18 protein-coding genes are annotated in these 17,454 nt (G+C 63.1%); 11 read left to right on the top strand and 7 right to left on the bottom strand.

Features of this window, described 5'->3' with window-relative positions; all coding sequences use genetic code 11:
• Positions 1 to 140: 140 nt before the first annotated feature.
• The 3 genes from HB777_02265 to HB777_02255 form a co-directional block, all read right to left on the bottom strand.
• Complete coding sequence (locus HB777_02265) at positions 141 to 1,064, bottom strand: helix-turn-helix transcriptional regulator (GenBank protein ID QND62854.1); 924 nt, start codon at positions 1,062 to 1,064, stop codon at positions 141 to 143.
• 286 nt (positions 1,065 to 1,350) lie between these two features.
• The gene (locus HB777_02260) at positions 1,351 to 1,554 is read right to left on the bottom strand and encodes a hypothetical protein (protein ID QND62853.1); all 204 of its coding nucleotides are present in this window, start codon (positions 1,552 to 1,554) and stop codon (positions 1,351 to 1,353) included.
• Positions 1,555 to 1,722: 168 nt separating this feature from the next.
• Entirely contained in the window at positions 1,723 to 2,760 is a 1,038-nt protein-coding gene (locus HB777_02255; GenBank protein QND62852.1) for a LacI family DNA-binding transcriptional regulator, read from the bottom strand.
• Positions 2,761 to 3,048: 288 nt separating this feature from the next.
• On the opposite strand from HB777_02255, the gene HB777_02250 reads away from it, so the two are divergent.
• From HB777_02250 to HB777_02200, 11 genes are all read left to right on the top strand, one after another.
• Positions 3,049 to 4,068 (top strand): sterol desaturase family protein, encoded by a 1,020-nt coding sequence (locus tag HB777_02250; GenBank protein ID QND62851.1) that lies wholly within the window; start codon positions 3,049 to 3,051, stop codon positions 4,066 to 4,068.
• 95 nt (positions 4,069 to 4,163) lie between these two features.
• Entirely contained in the window at positions 4,164 to 5,150 is a 987-nt protein-coding gene (locus HB777_02245) for a sugar ABC transporter substrate-binding protein (protein QND62850.1), read from the top strand.
• A 249-nt stretch (positions 5,151 to 5,399) separates the two neighbouring features.
• Positions 5,400 to 6,401: an ABC transporter permease gene (locus HB777_02240; protein ID QND68618.1), complete on the top strand. Its 1,002-nt coding sequence runs from the start codon at positions 5,400 to 5,402 to the stop codon at positions 6,399 to 6,401.
• A complete protein-coding gene (locus HB777_02235; protein QND62849.1) occupies positions 6,401 to 7,225 on the top strand; it encodes a sugar ABC transporter ATP-binding protein in 825 nt (274 codons plus the stop codon). The genes HB777_02240 and HB777_02235 overlap by 1 nt, the downstream gene beginning before the upstream one ends.
• Before the next feature lie 114 nt (positions 7,226 to 7,339).
• The gene (locus HB777_02230) at positions 7,340 to 7,651 is read left to right on the top strand and encodes a Rieske 2Fe-2S domain-containing protein (protein QND62848.1); all 312 of its coding nucleotides are present in this window, start codon (positions 7,340 to 7,342) and stop codon (positions 7,649 to 7,651) included.
• Position 7,652: 1 nt separating this feature from the next.
• Positions 7,653 to 8,435 carry a hydroxypyruvate isomerase family protein gene (locus HB777_02225; GenBank protein QND62847.1) on the top strand — a complete coding sequence of 261 codons (783 nt, stop codon included), beginning with the start codon at positions 7,653 to 7,655 and terminating at the stop codon, positions 8,433 to 8,435.
• A gap of 8 nt (positions 8,436 to 8,443) precedes the next feature.
• Positions 8,444 to 9,256 carry a 3-methyl-2-oxobutanoate hydroxymethyltransferase gene (locus HB777_02220; protein QND62846.1) on the top strand — a complete coding sequence of 271 codons (813 nt, stop codon included), beginning with the start codon at positions 8,444 to 8,446 and terminating at the stop codon, positions 9,254 to 9,256.
• 263 nt (positions 9,257 to 9,519) lie between these two features.
• Complete coding sequence (locus HB777_02215; GenBank protein QND68617.1) at positions 9,520 to 10,296, top strand: alpha/beta hydrolase; 777 nt, start codon at positions 9,520 to 9,522, stop codon at positions 10,294 to 10,296.
• A 90-nt stretch (positions 10,297 to 10,386) separates the two neighbouring features.
• Positions 10,387 to 11,850: a phosphatidylserine/phosphatidylglycerophosphate/cardiolipin synthase family protein gene (locus tag HB777_02210; GenBank protein QND62845.1), complete on the top strand. Its 1,464-nt coding sequence runs from the start codon at positions 10,387 to 10,389 to the stop codon at positions 11,848 to 11,850.
• A gap of 201 nt (positions 11,851 to 12,051) precedes the next feature.
• On the top strand, positions 12,052 to 12,840 hold the full coding sequence (locus tag HB777_02205; GenBank protein QND62844.1) for an endonuclease/exonuclease/phosphatase family protein: 789 nt from the start codon (positions 12,052 to 12,054) through the stop codon (positions 12,838 to 12,840).
• Between the two features lie 76 nt (positions 12,841 to 12,916).
• A complete protein-coding gene (locus HB777_02200) occupies positions 12,917 to 13,255 on the top strand; it encodes a hypothetical protein (protein QND62843.1) in 339 nt (112 codons plus the stop codon).
• 53 nt (positions 13,256 to 13,308) lie between these two features.
• Here HB777_02200 and HB777_02195 read toward each other — a convergent pair whose 3' ends face one another.
• Genes HB777_02195 through HB777_02180 form a run of 4 tightly spaced genes read right to left on the bottom strand, consistent with a single transcriptional unit; the run spans position 13,309 to position 17,436 of the window.
• Positions 13,309 to 14,703 carry a glutamine synthetase gene (locus HB777_02195; protein QND62842.1) on the bottom strand — a complete coding sequence of 465 codons (1,395 nt, stop codon included), beginning with the start codon at positions 14,701 to 14,703 and terminating at the stop codon, positions 13,309 to 13,311.
• 33 nt (positions 14,704 to 14,736) lie between these two features.
• Positions 14,737 to 15,822 carry a branched-chain amino acid ABC transporter permease gene (locus tag HB777_02190; GenBank protein QND62841.1) on the bottom strand — a complete coding sequence of 362 codons (1,086 nt, stop codon included), beginning with the start codon at positions 15,820 to 15,822 and terminating at the stop codon, positions 14,737 to 14,739.
• A gap of 1 nt (position 15,823) precedes the next feature.
• Positions 15,824 to 16,723, bottom strand: coding sequence for a branched-chain amino acid ABC transporter permease (locus HB777_02185; GenBank protein ID QND62840.1), 900 nt, complete (start codon positions 16,721 to 16,723; stop codon positions 15,824 to 15,826).
• An 8-nt stretch (positions 16,724 to 16,731) separates the two neighbouring features.
• The gene (locus tag HB777_02180) at positions 16,732 to 17,436 is read right to left on the bottom strand and encodes an ABC transporter ATP-binding protein (GenBank protein QND62839.1); all 705 of its coding nucleotides are present in this window, start codon (positions 17,434 to 17,436) and stop codon (positions 16,732 to 16,734) included.
• Between the last annotated feature and the right edge of the window lie 18 nt (positions 17,437 to 17,454).

Below are 17,454 nucleotides of genomic sequence, written 5' to 3'. Positions count from 1 at the left end.
CATCGTATTCCGAATGGCTCCCACGCAGGCTTGGGCATGTTTGTGGTGGATGTATTTTGGAAAATTCCGGAAGCTTTGTAGGAAATTCCGATCTTTGATCATGCATCAGCAGGCACAGTCCCTTGCCATAGCTTGAACTTTCAATTTTTGACCGAAGCCTGTCCGGTCCTGGTCGGCGTTCTCCCCCTGTACTTCTTCATGGTAGCGGCCAGATGGCTCTGGTCCGAGAACCCGGTGAGGTAGGCGACTTCCGCGATCGCGAACTCGCCACCGACGAGCAATTTCTCAGCCAGGTCCAGGCGCAGATTGATCAGATAGCGATGCGGCGGCATGCCGAACGTCCTGGCGAACCTTGCGATGAAATGGTTGGGGGAAACCCCCGCAACGGAAGCCAGTTCGGCGACCATTACTTTTCGCACGAAATTCTCGTCGAGATATTCGCGCACGCGTCGAGCGCCAACGGCTGAGAGCCCGCCTTTGGGCGACACGGCCTGCCTGCTGCGGCTCGTGTAGGTGCGCAGCAAATGCACCCCGAACACCGTGAGCAGCGAGTCCAGATAAAGTTCGTTCGGAGGCATCTGCCCGGTCAGTTCGGCAGTGATCATCTGGGCTATGTTGAGAGCCCGCAGGTCGACCGTGCCGAACGCGGGCGGCTCGAGTTCGACATCGCCGACATCGAATTCGTGAGCCGCCAACTCCATCAGCGCTTCGGGGGCTATGGAAACGACGGCATTTTCCCTGGTCGCCGACCAGGCGAGGCTGCTGTCCACACCCGCGGGATTGATCACGAGGCATCCGACAGGCGCATCGTATTCGATGATCCTGTCGCTGCCGAGCGAGGCTCTCAACTTGCGGATGGGCCTCAGCACAATTCCCGTGGAATGCTCCTTGGCCAGGAATGTCTGCGATCCGGGACCACGGACGGAATGTATTACACTGCCCCGCGCGGTGGCTCTTCTGGGCCCGGCACTTTCGGGAATTATATCCAGGACATACCGAGCTGTCCGATCCTGATCGACGCCTCGGGAATCGCCGCTTTCCCTAGCCTCGTCCGCATGTTTCATCGCCTGGCCTCAGCCGCTTTGCCTGCTGCCTGAAATCCCCCTTAGCCCGACCCGGACCCAGCGTAACGCACATGCCGCGGATAGTGAATAACGCCCGTGCGCAAAGAAAAAATTTTGTTCGGGATAAGAAGAAAAAATATGGCCGACAAAGGAAGTTCTAGAACATTTTTTCCTACTCGATGGAGAGCCCCTTCATCAACGCAGCGCACCCATTGGGCTTGGGGATAATTCGGCCACTTCGGCTGGCCATGCAACAAGCCGACGCGAGCTACCGGGTTCGCTGCCGTCATTGCAGATCATCGCGACGATTCTCGTACAAACCCCATGCAAGTTCCACAAAGGCCAAAAGAACATCGTCCTGGTTCCACCCGGCAGCGACCGCCGCCTGAACGATCTCACGGATGAGAGGCAGCAATTGGCGCTGACATTCGGCCGATGTGTCGACAGTCTCGTCGTCCACAGGAGGCCCATCGAAGTTGAACTTCACCATTCGGCGCCCCCCCTCGCCATCAATCAAAATGCTACATCGTTAATTTTATTCGTGCTGATATACATTACATCCAGGACCAAAGCATAGGAAGCCTCGAAGGACCAACGGCGGCGAACGACAACGCGCCGAAGCACCCGCTCATGCATGCCGTTGCGTTAGCGTTATGAGCTAGATGTTCTCGCGGGTGTAGATCTCGAAGGGCAGGATCGTCGTGAAGTTGCCGCCGTCGTTCGGGGCGGAGACGGCGCGGACCATGCCGGCCAGCGCTTCCTGCGCGATGCGGGCGAGCGGGTGCGAAATGACAAAGGTCAGCGTGCCGTCGAGCAGTGCCGGGCGCGTCGAGTCCATCAGCTCATAGCCGACGACGACGAGGCTGCCGGCCCGCCCGGTGGAACGCAACGCCGCGATGGCGCCGGTGATGCCGCCGCCGGCGACATAAAGGCCCGACAGATCGGGATTTTCGTTCAGCAGCTTTTCGGTCATTTCCTGCGCGATGGCGCTCGATTCGAAGGTCAGCAGCGGTTCCAGCAGGGTGAAGCCAGGGGCGTGCTCGCGGAAATAGGAGCGAAAGCCGCTCTCGTTCATTTCCTGGCAGCGGTAGCGGTGATTGCCGACGAGGATGCCGAGCTTGCCGGGCGCCCGGCAGACATGCTCGAACACCCAGGCCGCGGTGCGCCCAACCTTCCAGTTGTCCAGCCCGATATAGCGCACATGGCCCGTCGCCGAGATCTGCGAGATCAGCGCAAACACCGGCACGTTGCGGGCCTTGAGCGTATCCACAGCCTGGGTGACGAGGGGATGGACCGCGGCGACGACGCCGACGGCATCGCATTCGGCGCCCAAGGCCAACATCCGCGAAGCAACGTTTTGTGGCGACAGATCGTCCAGAAACTCCGTGCGCAGCTCTATCTCGCAGTCGGACATCGTTTCGGCTGCAAGGCGCAGCGCCTCGGCCATGTTTCGGTAGAAGGCACGGCCGGGCTGGTGCAGCAGGAAACCGAGCCGGTAGCGCGGCCGGGCGGCCGCCACGCGGCTGCGCAGCGCGCCCATGCCATAAAAGCCGATCTGCTCCGCCGCCAGCCTGACGCGCTCGCGCGTGCCCTGGCGCACGGCACCAGCGCCGCTCAGCACCCGGTTGACGGTGGCCACCGAAACATTGGCCTCGGCGGCTACATCCCTGATCGTCGGCCGCTTGTTCTGATCCATTCCGTCTCATCCGCCTGTAGCAATTGATACGAAAATATCATTTCCCGTGCCTGATTGATATGAATGACACAATCCATTTGGAACAAACATTCTATTCTTGATTCATTTTGGATCAAGATGTTTATCTCCGGAAAAGCAAGCAAGGCGGACGCACCGCCAGCCCAGGGATAGCAGCAGCACAGCGCAGGCAGGTTCTCGCCCACCGCCCTCAGGCGGTGTGAGGCAGCGTGCGCGCGTGCGGCCCGTCCCAAGGCGTTGCGGGTGTGGCGTTGCGGGTGGAGGATCTGCATGGACGATCTCAAATACGGCGTGCGCGACAAGCGCGGCGACTGGAAGCCGAACGGACGCATCGAGGGGGCGCCGTTGCTGAACTGGCCGCCCAGGCTGCCGAAAATCCTGGCGTGGCTGCCCGGCTATATCTGGCCGTGGAATGCCTTCCACATGGCCACTGCCCTGCTCTACTGGTTCTATGTCGTGCCGAGCGTCGAGACGATGAAGACCATAGGCTGGGGCTGGGCGCTATGGCTCTACGCCGTCAACGCGGCGGCGATCCTCGTCTTCTACGGCATCTTCGAGCTGCGCTATTACATCAAGCGCGCCCAGGCGACGCGGTTCAAATACAACCACAAATTCCCCGGCGATGCGCCGTCCGACGTGTTCTGGTTCCAGAGCCAGAACCTCGACAATTTCCTGCGCTCGTTCTTCATCACCATCCCGCTGTGGACGCTGGTCGAAGTCATTTTCCTCTGGTGCTTTGCCAATGGCTACGTGCCGTGGGTTGGCTGGCAGGATCACCCGGTCTACCTCGCCGTGCTGGTGCTGATCGCGCCTGCCATTCACGAGGTGCACTTCTTCTTCATCCACCGCCTGATCCACTGGGGACCGCTCTACCGCTGGATCCATTCGGTCCACCACAATTCGATCAACCCGTCGCCCTGGTCGTCGCTATCGATGCATCCGGTGGAAGGCTTCCTCTACCACGCGGTCGCCTTCTGGCATCTGGTCATCCCATCCAATCCGATCGTCGCGCTGTTCCAGCTGCACGTCGCCGGCTTCGGCGCCGTCAATGGCCATCTCGGGTTCGATAAGCTCGAGGTGACCGAGGATACCGCTGTCGATAGCCACGCCTACACGCACTACCTGCACCACAAATATTTCGAGGTGAACTATGGCGGCGACGGGCTGATCCCGCTCGATCGGTGGTTCGGCACCTGGCACGACGGCACCAGAGAGGGCGAAGCCATGATGGACGCCCGCTTCCAGAAAAAGAAAGAACGCATGAACGCCAAGGCCGCGGCGAACCCTTGATCACGTCACGCGGCGCGCAGCCGGGAGAGAGGCGCGCAGCAGAGGTCACAGTTTTTCAAAAACCCGTCTGAAGACGGCAAATGGGAGGAGACGACATGAAGCGTATCACAAGACTCTTGGCGGCGATCATGCTTGCCGGCGTGGCGGCGACATCGGCCACATCGGCAATGGCGCAGTCCAAAGGGGCAAAGATCTTCGTCATCGGCGGCAAGGCCGACGACCCGTTCTGGTCGAAGGTCAAGAAGGGCGCCGACGATGCCGGCAAGGTCGCCGAACTGACGGGCGGCTCGGTCACCTGGCTCGGTCCGCAGAACTACGACAATCTGGGCCCGGACGCGGCCAAGCTGATCCGCACCGCGCTCAGCCAGAATCCCAGCGCCATTGTCGGGCCGGACTGGGTGCCCGAGGCCATGGATGACGCCTTCAAGGAAGTCGTCGCGGCAGGCGTGCCGCTCATCATCTACAATTCCGGCGGCATGGATGCGGCCAAGCGGCTCGGCGCCATGAACTATGTCGGCAACGAGGAATACGCGGCCGGTCTTGGCGGTGGCGCCTATTTTGGCGGCCATGGCGCCAAGAACGTGCTGTGCGTCAACACCTTGCCGGGCTCCACCAACACCGAAGACCGCTGCAAGGGCATTGCCGACGCCATCGCCAAGAGCGGCGGCAAATCGAGCCAGCTGCCGCTGCCTTCTTCCAGCTTCGGCAACCCGACCGCGGTCGCCGAGGCGATCAAGGCCGCCGTGCTGAAGGACAACACGCTCGACGGTGTCATCACCATCAGCGCCGGCGACGCCAACAGCGCCGCCAATGCCATCAGCCAGGCCAGTGTCGGCGACAAGGTCAAGCTCGCGTCGTTCGATATGGACGAAACCGGCCTGCAACGCATCAAGGACGGCACGCAGATGTTCTCGATCGACCAGCAGCCCTATCTGCAAGGCTTCCTTGCCGTGTCGCTGCTCAACGGCTTCGTCAACTACGGGCTCGACCTGCCGACGAAACCGGTGCTGACCGGACCCGGGATCGTCGACGCCGCCAATGTCGACGCGACGCTGGCTGGCGCGGCGGCCGGCGCCCGATAGCTCGGCCTTGCCTTCTCCCCTTTTTGGAGAAGGTGGATCGGCGCGCAGCGCCGAGACGGTTGAGGGGTGCTGGACGGAGCGCCGTCGGTGCCAAGCTGGAACACCCCTCATCCGTCGCCTGCGGCGACACCTTCTCCCACAAGGGGACAAGGGGGAGCCATATTTTCAAGTCACAACGCCAGGGACATTTCGATGACATCCCAAGCCCATCACCAACCCGCCGTGGCGGCGACCGCGCCGCACTCTTCGATGCCCTCGATCGGCAGCCTCGTGCGCCGACCGGAGGTGGGCTCGCTGATCGGCATGATCGCCGTGCTGGTGTTCTTCTCGATCTTCGGCGGCGCCAATTTCATGTCGGCCGGGGGCGCTGCGAGCTGGCTCAACGTCGCCTCGGAACTCGGCATCATCGCACTTCCTGTGGGGTTGTTGATGATCGCCGGACATCTCGATCTCTCCGTCGGCTCGATGATCCCGGCCAGCTCGATGACCATTGCCATCCTCTCGGGCCACTACGACCTGCCGATCATCGTCGGCATCCTCGCCGCGCTCGGTCTTGGGCTCGCCGTCGGCTTCATCAACGGCGTGCTGGTGATCCGCACCAAAGTGCCGTCCTTCGTCGTCACGCTGGCGACTTTGTTCGCGCTGGCCGGCCTGACGCTCGGCCTCTCGGTCATCCTGTCCGGCAGCACCAGTGTGGCGCTGAAGAGCGGACCGACCGCCAAGCTCCTGTTCGGCGACTATCTCGGCGGCAAGTTCCAGGTGACTTTGTTCTGGTGGATCGCCGTCGTCCTGATCGTCGGCTTCATCCTGAATTTCTCGCGCTTCGGCAACTGGATCCTGGCCATGGGCGGCGACGCGGTCAGCGCTCGCAATGCCGGCATCCCGACGGACCGGGTGACCATCGCGCTGTTCATGAGCAGCGGCCTGTGCGCCTCCTTCGTCGGCATGTCGCAGGCGATCCTCTACAACAGCGCGCAGGTGGCCGCCGGCCAATCCTTCATCTTCAACTCGATTATCGCTGTGGTCATCGGCGGTGTGCTGCTCACCGGCGGCTACGGCTCGGTCGTCGGCATCGTGCTCGGCACGCTGACGTTCTCGATCGTCAACCAGGGCATCTTCTACACCGGCTTCGACGCCAACTGGGCGAGCCTGATCATCGGCGTCCTGCTGCTCGCCGCCGTGCTGATGAACAACACCTTCCGCACCATGGCGCTGACCTACGCGCCGCGCACCAAATCGAGGGCAAGCTGATGACAACGCCCCTGCTCAGGCTGACCGCAATCAACAAGTCGTTCGGTCCGATCGATGTGCTCCACGACATCTCGCTCGAGGTCAACAGAGGCGAGGTGCTGTGCCTGCTCGGCGACAATGGCGCCGGCAAGTCGACGCTGATCAAGATTCTCTCCGGTGTCCACAAGCCGACATCGGGCACGATGGATATGGACGGCAAATCAGTCGCCTTCGACAGCCCGCGCGACGCCAGCGACCATGGCATCGCCACCGTCCACCAGTTCGGCGGGACATTCCCGCTGATGAGCATCGGCCGCTCCTTCTTCGTCGGCGCCGAGCCGACGCGACGCTGGGGGCCGCTGACCATCTACGACCGCAAACGGGCCAACGAGATCGCCGTCACCGAGATGCGCCAGCTCGGCATCACCCGCATCGATGACGGCGATCGCCTCGTCGGTGGGCTGTCCGGAGGCGAGCGCCAGGCGCTGGCGATCGCGCGCGCCGTGCATTTCGGCGCCAGCGTGCTGATCCTCGACGAGCCGACCGCGGCCCTCGGCGTCAAGGAGGCGGCGCATGTGCTGCGCATCGTCCTGCAGGCGCGCCGCAAGGGCATCGCGGTGATCTTCATCACCCATAATGTCGTCCATGCACTGACTGTCGGCGACCACTTCGCTGTCCTCATCAGAGGCTCAAAGGCGGCCGACTTCCGCAAGGGCGAGAAGAGCCGCGAGGCGATCACCGACCTGATGGCCGGCGGCGAGCAGATGGCCGAGCTTGAAGCCGAGATCGAGAGCTTCTCGGCGGCTGACAACGGGCATGCGCCGCAGGGCGCGAGCCATGCGTGACCAGTGAAGACGCCCATCTCCTCCTCCCGGGCATCTTCCTGTACGGCCGGCGGAATGCGTGGTCCGCCGGCCGCCTTTTTCAACCAACCAAAGACAGGCTTGCAGGAACCAGCAATGGCAAAGTGGATTGATGCGTGCGCGACCGATGACATTGAGGAAGAGGACGTCATCCGCTTCGATCACGAGGGCCGGACATTCGCCATCTACCGAAGCCCAGACGATACATTCTTCTGCACCGACGGGCTGTGCACGCATGAAAAGGTGCATCTGAGTGACGGGCTGGTTATGGAATACCGGGTCGAATGCCCCAAGCACAGCGGCGTGTTCGATTACCGGACCGGCGAAGCGCTGCGCGCACCGGTCTGCGTGAACCTTAAAACCTACACCACGAAGGTCGAGGACGGCCGCGTGCACATCGAGGCCTGACATGTCCGATACCTTCACCCTTGCGGCTTGCGTCGAAATGCTGTGGCGCGACAAGCCGATGGAATGGCGCGTCAAGCGCCTCACCGAAATGGGCTTCCAGATTGGCCTCTGGAACTGGCCCGAGCACGATCTCGCAATGCTCGAGAAATCCGGCGCGACCTTCTCGATCATGAACGGCTATCTGCGCGGCAGGCTTGCCGACGACGAGGGTGCCGCCGAACTATTGAAGACAGCGAAGGAGACGGCGGCGGTCGGCAAGCGGCTCGGCGTCGCACGGCTCAATCTGCATGGCACAGGACTGGGCGATGGCGGCCTCCCGGTCACCCCTTGCGAGACCGTCACCGGCGCGATGTGGCTGAAGGCGCGCGACACGCTGAACCGCATTGCCGACCTCGCCGAAGCCGAGGGCGTGACATTCACGCTGGAGAATTTGAACCTGCCGGTCGACCATCCCGGTGTGCCGTTTGGGCGCGCCGAGGATACGCTTGCCCTGGTGTCGAGCGTCAACCGTCCAAGTCTGCGCCTCAATCTCGATCTCTACCATGCGCAGATCGGCGAAGGGAACCTGATCGAACTGTGCCGCGCCTGCCTGCCGTGGATCGGCGAGGTCCAGGTGGCCGACGTGCCCGGACGCATGGAGCCCGGCACCGGCGAAATCAACTACAACGGCATCGCCCTTGCCCTGAAGGACATGGGCTACCGTGGGCCGGTGGGCATGGAGGCGTTTGCCTCCGGCGATCCCGAAATTGCCCTGCAGGCCTTCCGCGAAGCTTTCACCGTCTGAGGAACGAAATGGTCACCAAGAGCAGCCGCCCCACCGTCGCCGACATCCGCGCCATGAAGGGCCGCGGACAAAAGATTTCCATGCTGTACGTCACCTCTGTCGAAGAGGCGGCGGCAGCGGATGCGGCCGGCGTCGACATGCTTTCGATCGAGGGCCGCTTCTTCTCGCCCGAGATGCGCGAGGCGGCCGGCCGCTGCTTCGTGCAGGTCGGGCTCCCTTATGGCCCCGCCGGCAATCTGGTCACGTCGGAGGATTATCTGAAAACCGCCTACCACTTCATGCGCATCGGCGGCGACTGCTTCTACTGCGCCGCCTCGCTCGATATTCAGAAGGCGCTCTGCGACAATGCGGTGCCGGTCGTCGCCCATGTCGGCCTGATCCCCTCGCAATGCACCTGGACCGGTGGCTTCAAGGCCGTCGGCAGGACGGCCGAGAGTGCGCGTGCGGTATGGGATCACGTCAAACGCCTGGAGGCCATCGGCTGCTTTGGCGCCGAGCTGGAGGTGGTGCCCGACCGGGTGGCCGAACTGATCACCCGCAATACGCCCATGATCATGCTCGGCATGGGCGCCGGGCCGCATGCAGACGCGCAATACTTGTTCAGCGAGGATGTGCTCGGCCACACCGCTGGCCACAGGCCGCGCCACGCCAAGACCTACCGCAACTTCGCCGCCGAATATGAGCGGCTGCAGCGCGAGCGCATCGCCGCCTATCGCGAGTTCATATCCGACGTGCAAACCGGCGCCTATCCCGAGCCGCAGCACGTGGTTGCGGTCGCCGACAAGGAGCTTTCCGCTTTCAAGGCCTCGCTGGGCCTCTAGCAGCCTGTCCATTGGCGTGCGGGCTCGATTGCCGGCCGCCGACAAGCTGCGGAATTCTGCCCGGTGATCATGTGCGAGCACTCGGCGCCAATGCCGATACCCACAATCGGTCCTGCCCGATCATGTTGCTCCGGCGAGAGTCCGAGGCATGTGATCACGAAGCAGTGACGGCTGTAACGAAGGCTCGCGAGGCTGCGAAGATTGGACGTGAGTGCCGCGCGAAGCGTTGCGGCGCCTCGTGCCAACCTCTCAAGGAATTCGCGATCATGATCAATAGGCGTACTTTCTCCACCGCGCTCGTCGCTGGGGTGGCGACGAGCATACTGGCCGGCTCCGACAAGACCAGGGCGCAGACGGATCCCAAGATTCGCAATGTCGTCCTGGTCCATGGCGCCTATGCGGATGGCTCGTGCTGGTCGGAAGTGGTCGGTCGGCTACAGCAGGCCGGCCTCAAGGCCACCGTCGTCCAGCACCCGCTGACCACGCTGGAGGCGGGCGTTGACGCTACGCGCCGTGCGATCGCTCTCCAGGATGGACCGACGATACTTGTCGGCCACTCCTTTGCCGGCATGATCGTCACCGAGGCAGGGATGGATCCAAAGGTTTCCTCGCTCGTCTATGTCGCGGCGCGCGCCCCGGATGCAGGCGAAGACTACACGGCACTCGCCAAGACTTTTGCCGCGCCGCCCGCCTCCGCCGGCCTTGTCTGGTCCGAAGGCTATGGCAAGCTCAGCGAGGGGGCTTTCCTGCGGGATTTCGCCGGCGGTATCCCTCGCGAGAAGGCGCGTATCCTCTATGCCGTCCAGGGGCCGATCTCGGACAGGCTTTTCACAGGAAAGACAACGCAGGCAGCTTGGCGGTCGAAGCCAAGCTGGTATGCCGTCTCGACCGAGGATCGCACGATCAACCCGGATCTCGAGCGTTTCATGGCCAAGCGCATGAACGCAAAGACCATCGAGGTGAAGGCAAGCCATTTGTCGCTGATCTCGCACCCGCGCGAGATCACCCAGCTCATCTCGCAAGCTGCGGGTCTCAGCTAGCGAGGTCGCCCGGGCACACGCGGCCCGCACAATCCGGCGACATGATCGGCCGCATTGCCTTCTGCAAGCGCCCGCTGGATACTCTCGGCCATGTTGGAGACCCTGGCGACTCACTGGCCCCAAATTCTCGCCATCATCTCGGTGGTGATGGCGACCGCTGGCATCGCCCATGCCGTCATGACCAAGGAGGATGTCCGCGCCGCCACCGGCTGGGTCGGCGTCATGGTGCTGTCGCCGATCCTCGGCGTGCTGATCTATGCTGTCGCCGGCATCAACCGCATCCGCCGTGCCACGATCACCGCCCAGCGCCCGCTTGCCGACGGCGCGGTCTCCGCCAAACATGAGCGCGACGTCGCCGTCGAAGAGGCCCTGATCGTCGAGCGATACGGGCAGCGATTCACGGGTTTGCGGACACTGGGCGACAGGGTGGCGCGGCGCGCGCTCAACCCGGGAAATGCAATCGATGTGCTGGAGACCGGCGACGAGGCTTATGCCGCCATGTGCGCGGCGATCGATGGCGCCGAGCGCAGTGTCCTGCTCGAGACCTACATTTTCGACAATGATGCCGTCGGCCTGCTCTTCGTCGAAGCGCTGGCCGGCGCTGTCCGGCGCGGCGTCACCGTCCGCGTGCTGATCGACGCCGTCGGCGCCCGCTACTCCGTGCCGAGCATCCTTGGACATTTGCGCGAGGCCAACATCCCCGCTGATGTCTTCAACGGCAACATCGTCATGGGCCTGCGCCTGCCCTACGCCAATCTCAGGACCCACCGGAAGATCCTGGTGGTCGACGGCATGATCGCCTTCACCGGCGGCATGAACATCCGCAAGGGCTTCTCGGCCGAATTCGCCGGCTCCAACAGCGCGAGGGACACACATTTCCGGGTGAACGGTCCAGTCGTCGCCGACCTCTTTTCGGTCGCCGCCGAGGACTGGCGCTTCGCCACCAACGAGGCGCTGAAGGGTGATGCCTGGCGAATCGCCCCGCTGTCACCGTCGCCCGGCGTACCGATGCTGGTGCGGGCGGTCGCGTCCGGCCCGGACGCCAGCAACGAGACCAACCACAAGCTGCTGATCGGTGCATTCTCCGTCGCCCGCAAGTCGATCCGCCTGATGTCGCCCTATTTCCTGCCGGATCGGGAGTTGATCAGCGCATTGATCACCGCGGGCCGGCGCGGTGTCGAGATCGACATCGTCGTGCCGGCGGTGAACAACCTCTTCCTTGTCGACCGCGCCATGACGGCGCAGTTCGATCAGGTCCTGAAAAACTATTGCCGCGTCTGGCGTACCGAGGGGCCTTTCGACCATTCGAAGCTGCTTTCGATCGACGGTGTGTGGGCCTATGTCGGCTCGTCCAATCTTGACGCCCGCTCGCTGCGGCTCAATTTCGAGATCGACCTCGAGGTGCTCGACGCCGGCTTTGCCAGCGAGATCGAGGCGCGGATCGGATCGGCAATCGCCTCCGCCGTGCCGGTGACGCTGGACGCGTTGCGGGCCCGGCCATTCCTTATCAGGCTGTTCGACCGGGTGCTTTGGCTGGGTTCACCCTATCTCTAGATAGGCTTGGCCCTAGATGGGTTCACCCAATCTTTAACAAAACGACGTGTTTGCCGGATAGTTTGGTGTCAATCATGGAACATAAGCCCAAAGACTCTATTTGAGGTGCATGGTGAAGGCAGCTGAAATGGCAGGCACTCGATGCGAATGAACGGACGCAGCCTCCCGGCAAGCATGCTTCTATCCATTCGTGACCGCCGGATGCAGAAGGCAAACGCCGCTGCACACAAGACGACGGCCATCACCGGCACGCTGGTTGCCTCCTACAATGTCCACAAATGCATCGGCGTCGACAGGAAGTTCGACCCGGAGCGGACCATTCGCGTCATCCGCGAGATCGATCCGGATGTCATTGCGTTGCAGGAAGCCGACAACCGCTTCGGCGACCGCGACGGGCTTCTCGACCTGCCGCGGCTCGAGCGGGAAACCGGCCTGGTTCCGGTGCCGATTTCCGCGACTGGCAAGGGCCATGGCTGGCATGGCAATGTCTTGCTGTTCAAGAAGGGCGTCGTTCGTGACGTGCATCAGATCAAGCTTCCGGGTCTGGAGCCGCGCGGCGCGGTGGTGGCGGAGATCGACCTCGATGGAAGTCAGACGCTGCGCATCATCGCCGCCCATCTTGGCCTGCTGCGCCGTTCGCGCTCCCAGCAGGCCCGTGTCGTGCTCGACCTGATGAACAGCCCGGACGAAAAGCCGACCTTGCTGCTCGGCGACCTCAACGAATGGCGGCTCGGCAACCGCTCCGCGCTCAACACGCTGCATGCGACGTTCGGCCCGCAGCCGCCGGCGGTCCCCACCTTCCCCTCAAATCTGCCGCTGCTGGCACTCGACCGCATCATGGCCAACAGGCATGGCATGATTGCCGCCGTCGACGCGCATGACACGCCGCTTTCGCGCGTTGCCTCCGACCACCTGCCGCTGACGGCCTTCGTGCGCCTGGAGCGTGTCTCCGATAACGCCTTGATATCTCCGGCGTCGCAAAGCGTGTAGATTTAAAGTGGAACGCCCAGGTCTTCCGCGAGTTGATATGTCGAGTTGATATGTCTTGAACTCGCAGGAGGACGAAATGAAGAAATTGATTTTAGCTTCCGTGTTGGCATTTGCGGCGACAGCCGCAGTCATTGCACCCACGCAAGCTGCAAGCGTGATTATCCAGTCCGACGACGGCAACCGGTATTCACCGGACGATGAGTCCGACAACGGCGAAATTGTCGTTCGTCGCCATCATAACCGGTACAACAATGACAACCAGTATGGTGACTATCAGAACGGCAGCGTGCAGTTCGGTGATTACCAGGGTGGCCAATATCGCCGCCACCACCGGCATCACCGCTGCCATATCGAACTGGTCAAGCACTGGCGCCACCACCACAGGGTGATCGAAGAGGTCCGCGTCTGCGGCTGATTCTGGTCAGACCAACCGGCCGGCGAAAGCCGGCTGGTTTCGTTCTGGCATGATCAGCTGACGAAATAGCGCTGCCACTCGAAGTCGGTGATGTGCGACGCCTGCCAGGCGTCGAATGCTGCCTGCTCCGCCCGCCGGCTCTCGGCATAATTGTCGCGGAAGGCCTCGCCGAAGGCATCGGCGCAGAAATCCGATGCGGCGAACGCCTCGATCGAAGCATTGAGCGTGCGCGGCAGTTTCGGCTTGTCGAGATTGGCCAGGTTCGACGTCACCGGCGCCTCGAGCGGCAGGTCCTTTTCGATGCCCTCGCAGCCCGCCGCTAGGATCGCGGCAATCGACAGATACGGATTGATGTCGGCGCCCGGCGCGCGGTGCTCCAGCCGGCAGGCGCCGTCATTCGGCGTGGTGATGGCACGGATCGGCGCGGTGCGGTTCTCGAACCCCCAGGCGACATCCTCCGGCGACCAGGCGCCGCGATCGAAACGGCGATAGGAGTTAACCGTCGGCCGGAACAAGACATGCGTTTCCTGCATCCGCTTGAGCACGCCGGCAAGGAATTTTTCGGCGACCGGTGTCAGCCGGTTCGGTCCGGCGGCGAAGGCCGGCTTGCCGTCCCGCCACAGGCTGACATGGTGATGCGCGCCGCAGGCGCTTTCCTTGCCTGGCGGCTGGAAGCGCGTCATGAAGGTGGCGACCAGGCCACGCTCGGCGCAGAGTTCGCGCAAATGCAGCTTGGCGCGCATGGCGTCATCAGCCGCCTGAAGCGCCGATTTCGGCGTCAGCGCATATTCGTACATGCCGTAGCCATATTCGGTAACCAGCGAGGCCACCCCGATGCCGATGCTCTTCATGCGGGTGATGAACTCGGCGGCAAAATCCTGATATTCGCCGCTGCGCACCAGATCGTAATTGATCAGCGAATGGCCCCAGGGCTTCAGCTCGCGGTAGCGCCCGGCGCGCATCAGATCGTGGTCGGCATGGAAGATGCCGAACTCGTATTCGAGCGCGACCATCGGCTCGTAGCCGAGCGCCCTGGCGCGTTCCTCGACGCGGGCCAGCACGCCGCGCGGATCGAACGGACAGACCGCGCCGTCGAGCATGTAGGAACTCGTGATGGCAGAGGCGAATTTCGGCTTCCAGCCGTGCTGGACCACCGTCGCCGGATCGATGATCCCCTTGATGTTGGGGAAGCCATTCTCCTCATTGGCGCTCGGCGAGGCGAAGGCGACATCGCCCATGGGCTGGCCGTCGCCATGGGTGACGCAATAAAGGATGGCGTTGATGGATTCGCCATAGGTCGAAAGCTTCAGCGGCGTGATCTTGGAGCGGAACGCTCCTGATGTGTCGACCGTATGGATCTCGATGAATTCGACGCCGGCAGCTGCCAGCTGGCTCTGCAACGCCTCGAGCCTGGGCTTGTAGGCCGCGGCCTTGTCCTCAAATTCCACTTTCAAACCTCCACAAGAGAATGCCAGGCTTCGCTATTTCGCGTTGCGCCTGAAAAATCGCGACAACAGTTCATCGATCTCGTAGCGGCCGCTGATGCCGCTTGGCCGGAAAGCCATGCAAAGCACGATGACGACTCCGAGCGCCACACCGGACAGCCCGAGCAATTGCGGCAGCTGGATGCCGGCGATCGTCACCCCGGATTCGATGCTGCGGATGAATTCCAGCCCGACCGAAAGCACGATCACGCCGGTGACCGCGCCTGTCACCGTCGCCATGCCGCCCAGGATCAGCATCGCCAGCGTGTTGAAGATCATCTGGAAATAGAACAGCTTTGGGCTGATCGTGCCGGCGAAATAAGCGTAGAGCACGCCGGCCAGGCCGCAAATCAGCGCCGACAGCACCCACGACATCAGCCGCAGGCCCCTAGCGTCGATGCCGAGCGCGGCGGCGGCTTGCGGGCTCTGGGCGCTTGCCCTGAGTTGCAGGCCCCAGCGGCTGTCCTTGAACAGCCGCGCCAGCACGATCACCACCACCGAGAACACCATCATCCAGGGCAGGCCGACCACCTTCGGGATGCCGAAGAAAGCCTGGTTGCCCTTGAACAGGTTCGTCCAGTTGAGGAACACCGAATGGACAATGATCAGCAGTGCGAGGCTGACGATGGTCGCGGCGACGCCCGACAGGCGGCTGATGACCTTGCCGCTGACGGCGGCGACGATGCCGACCATGATGAGCGCGATGAGCGCCGACGACACCGGATCGAGCTGCAATGTGGCGAAGCCGAACGGCGCATTGGGGATCGACAGCTTCTTCATTGCCAGCGGCGTCGACAGGATGGCAACACCATAGGCGCCGAGACCGACAAAGGCGCTGTGGCCGAGATTGGCGATGTTGCTGTTGCCCATGAACACTTGCAGGCCGACGACGACGATCAGGTTCACGAAGGCGCCGAGCGCCAGATAGGTGTAGTAGGTCGGTGCGAAATTCAGGATCAGCAGCCCGACCATCAGCACAGGCAGCGACGTTACCAGCCCACCGATGAGCGAGCGCGTCAGCGCGCTGCCGGGCCGCGCGACAACCACAGCAGTAGGTGCGGTGTTTTCAATTGTCTGCGACACTTCAAATCTCCTTGTCGCCGAGTTCGACCCGCTGGCCGAGCAGGCCTTCCGGCCGGTAGACAAGCAGCGCGACGATGATCACGTAGGTGAGCGCATCCTTGAAGCCTCCATATTCCTGCGGCAAAGCAACCAGCAGGCCGACCTCGATGAAGCCGAGCAGCATGCCGCCGGCCGCAGCGCCCGCCAGCGAGCCGAACCCGCCGATGACGCAGGCGACGAACGCCTTCAGCACCAGGCTGAAGCCGAGATCGGGCGAGACGCTGCCGCGCCGCGCGATGATGAACACGGCGGCGATGCCGGCCAGCGCGCCGGAGATGGCGAAGGCCGTGGCGATCACCCGGTTCGCCTTGATGCCCATCAGCCGCACCGTGGCGAAATCGCGCGACGCCGCGCGGATAGCCAACCCCAATGTCGAACGGTTGAGGAAGAGCACCAGGGCCAGGATTGTCAGGCCGGAGACGATGAGCTCCATCACCTGCAGCGACGACACCGCGAAGGCGCCGAAGAACCACATCTGGTTCAACCCGTTGAGGATCGAGACTGACTGCGGCTTCGGCGATATCAGCAGCATGAACAGGTTCTGCACGACGATCGAAACGCCGAAGGCGGTGAGCAAGCCTGTCGTCGTAGGTGCATAGCGCACCGGCCGGAACGCCACCCGCTCGAAGGCGATTGCCGCAAGTGCCGCGGCAGCAACAGCAAGCAGCACGGCGACGAATGGCGAGGTCAGCCCAAGCGCCGCCGCCAGGAACACGCTGTAGGCCGACACCCCGATGATCTCGCCATGCGCGAAATTGACCAGGCCCATGATCGAGAACACCACTGCCAGGCCGAGCGCCACCAGCGAATATTCCGCACCGAAGGCGAGCGCATTGAGAAGCTGCTGCAAGGCATAGTCCATGTCGCCGCCTACCCGCCGATATAGAGGTTGAAGAGGCCGTGTTCGTCGGCAAGGCTGGACGGCGGCCCGCTATGGCGAAGCGTGCCGGCACTGACGACATAGACGCGGTCGGCGAAGCGCAGCGCCTGCCTGGCGTTCTGCTCGACCACCAGCAGCGTCAGCCCTTCCGCCTTCAGCTCGCCGATGAAATCGAAGATCTGCACCACGATCTTCGGCGCCAGTCCCAGCGACGGCTCGTCGAGCAACAGCAGCTTCGGCCGCGACATCAGCGACCTGGCGATGGCCAGCATCTGCTGCTCGCCGCCCGACAGCGTGCCGGCCGCCTGCCCGTAACGTTCGGAAAGCACCGGAAACAACGCCAGGAAGCGCTCGATGTCCCGGCGCACGCCCTTGGGATCGCGCCGTATCGCCGCACCAAGCCGCAGGTTCTCGCCGACCGTCAGATTGGCGAAGATGTGCCGGCCTTCCGGCGTGGAGGTCAGGCCTGCGCGAATGCGGTCCTCGGTGCGGACACGCGAAATGTCCTGGCCGTCGAGAACGATGCGGCCCGAGGCCGGCGTGACCAGACCCGTCAGCGCATTGATGGTCGAGCTCTTGCCGGCGCCATTGGGACCGAGCAGGGCGACAAGCTCGCCCCGCCCGACCTTCAGGCTGAGGTCGCGCACCGCGCTCACCGCACCGTAGCGGACGACCAGATTGTCGACGCTCAGCACGACGAGGCCTGCACTGCG

The sequence above is a fragment of the Mesorhizobium loti genome (assembly GCA_014189435.1).
GTDB lineage: Bacteria > Pseudomonadota > Alphaproteobacteria > Rhizobiales > Rhizobiaceae > Mesorhizobium > Mesorhizobium loti_G.
Note: the sequence above shows the minus strand (reverse complement) of the source record. Positions and strands in the feature narration are given on the sequence as shown.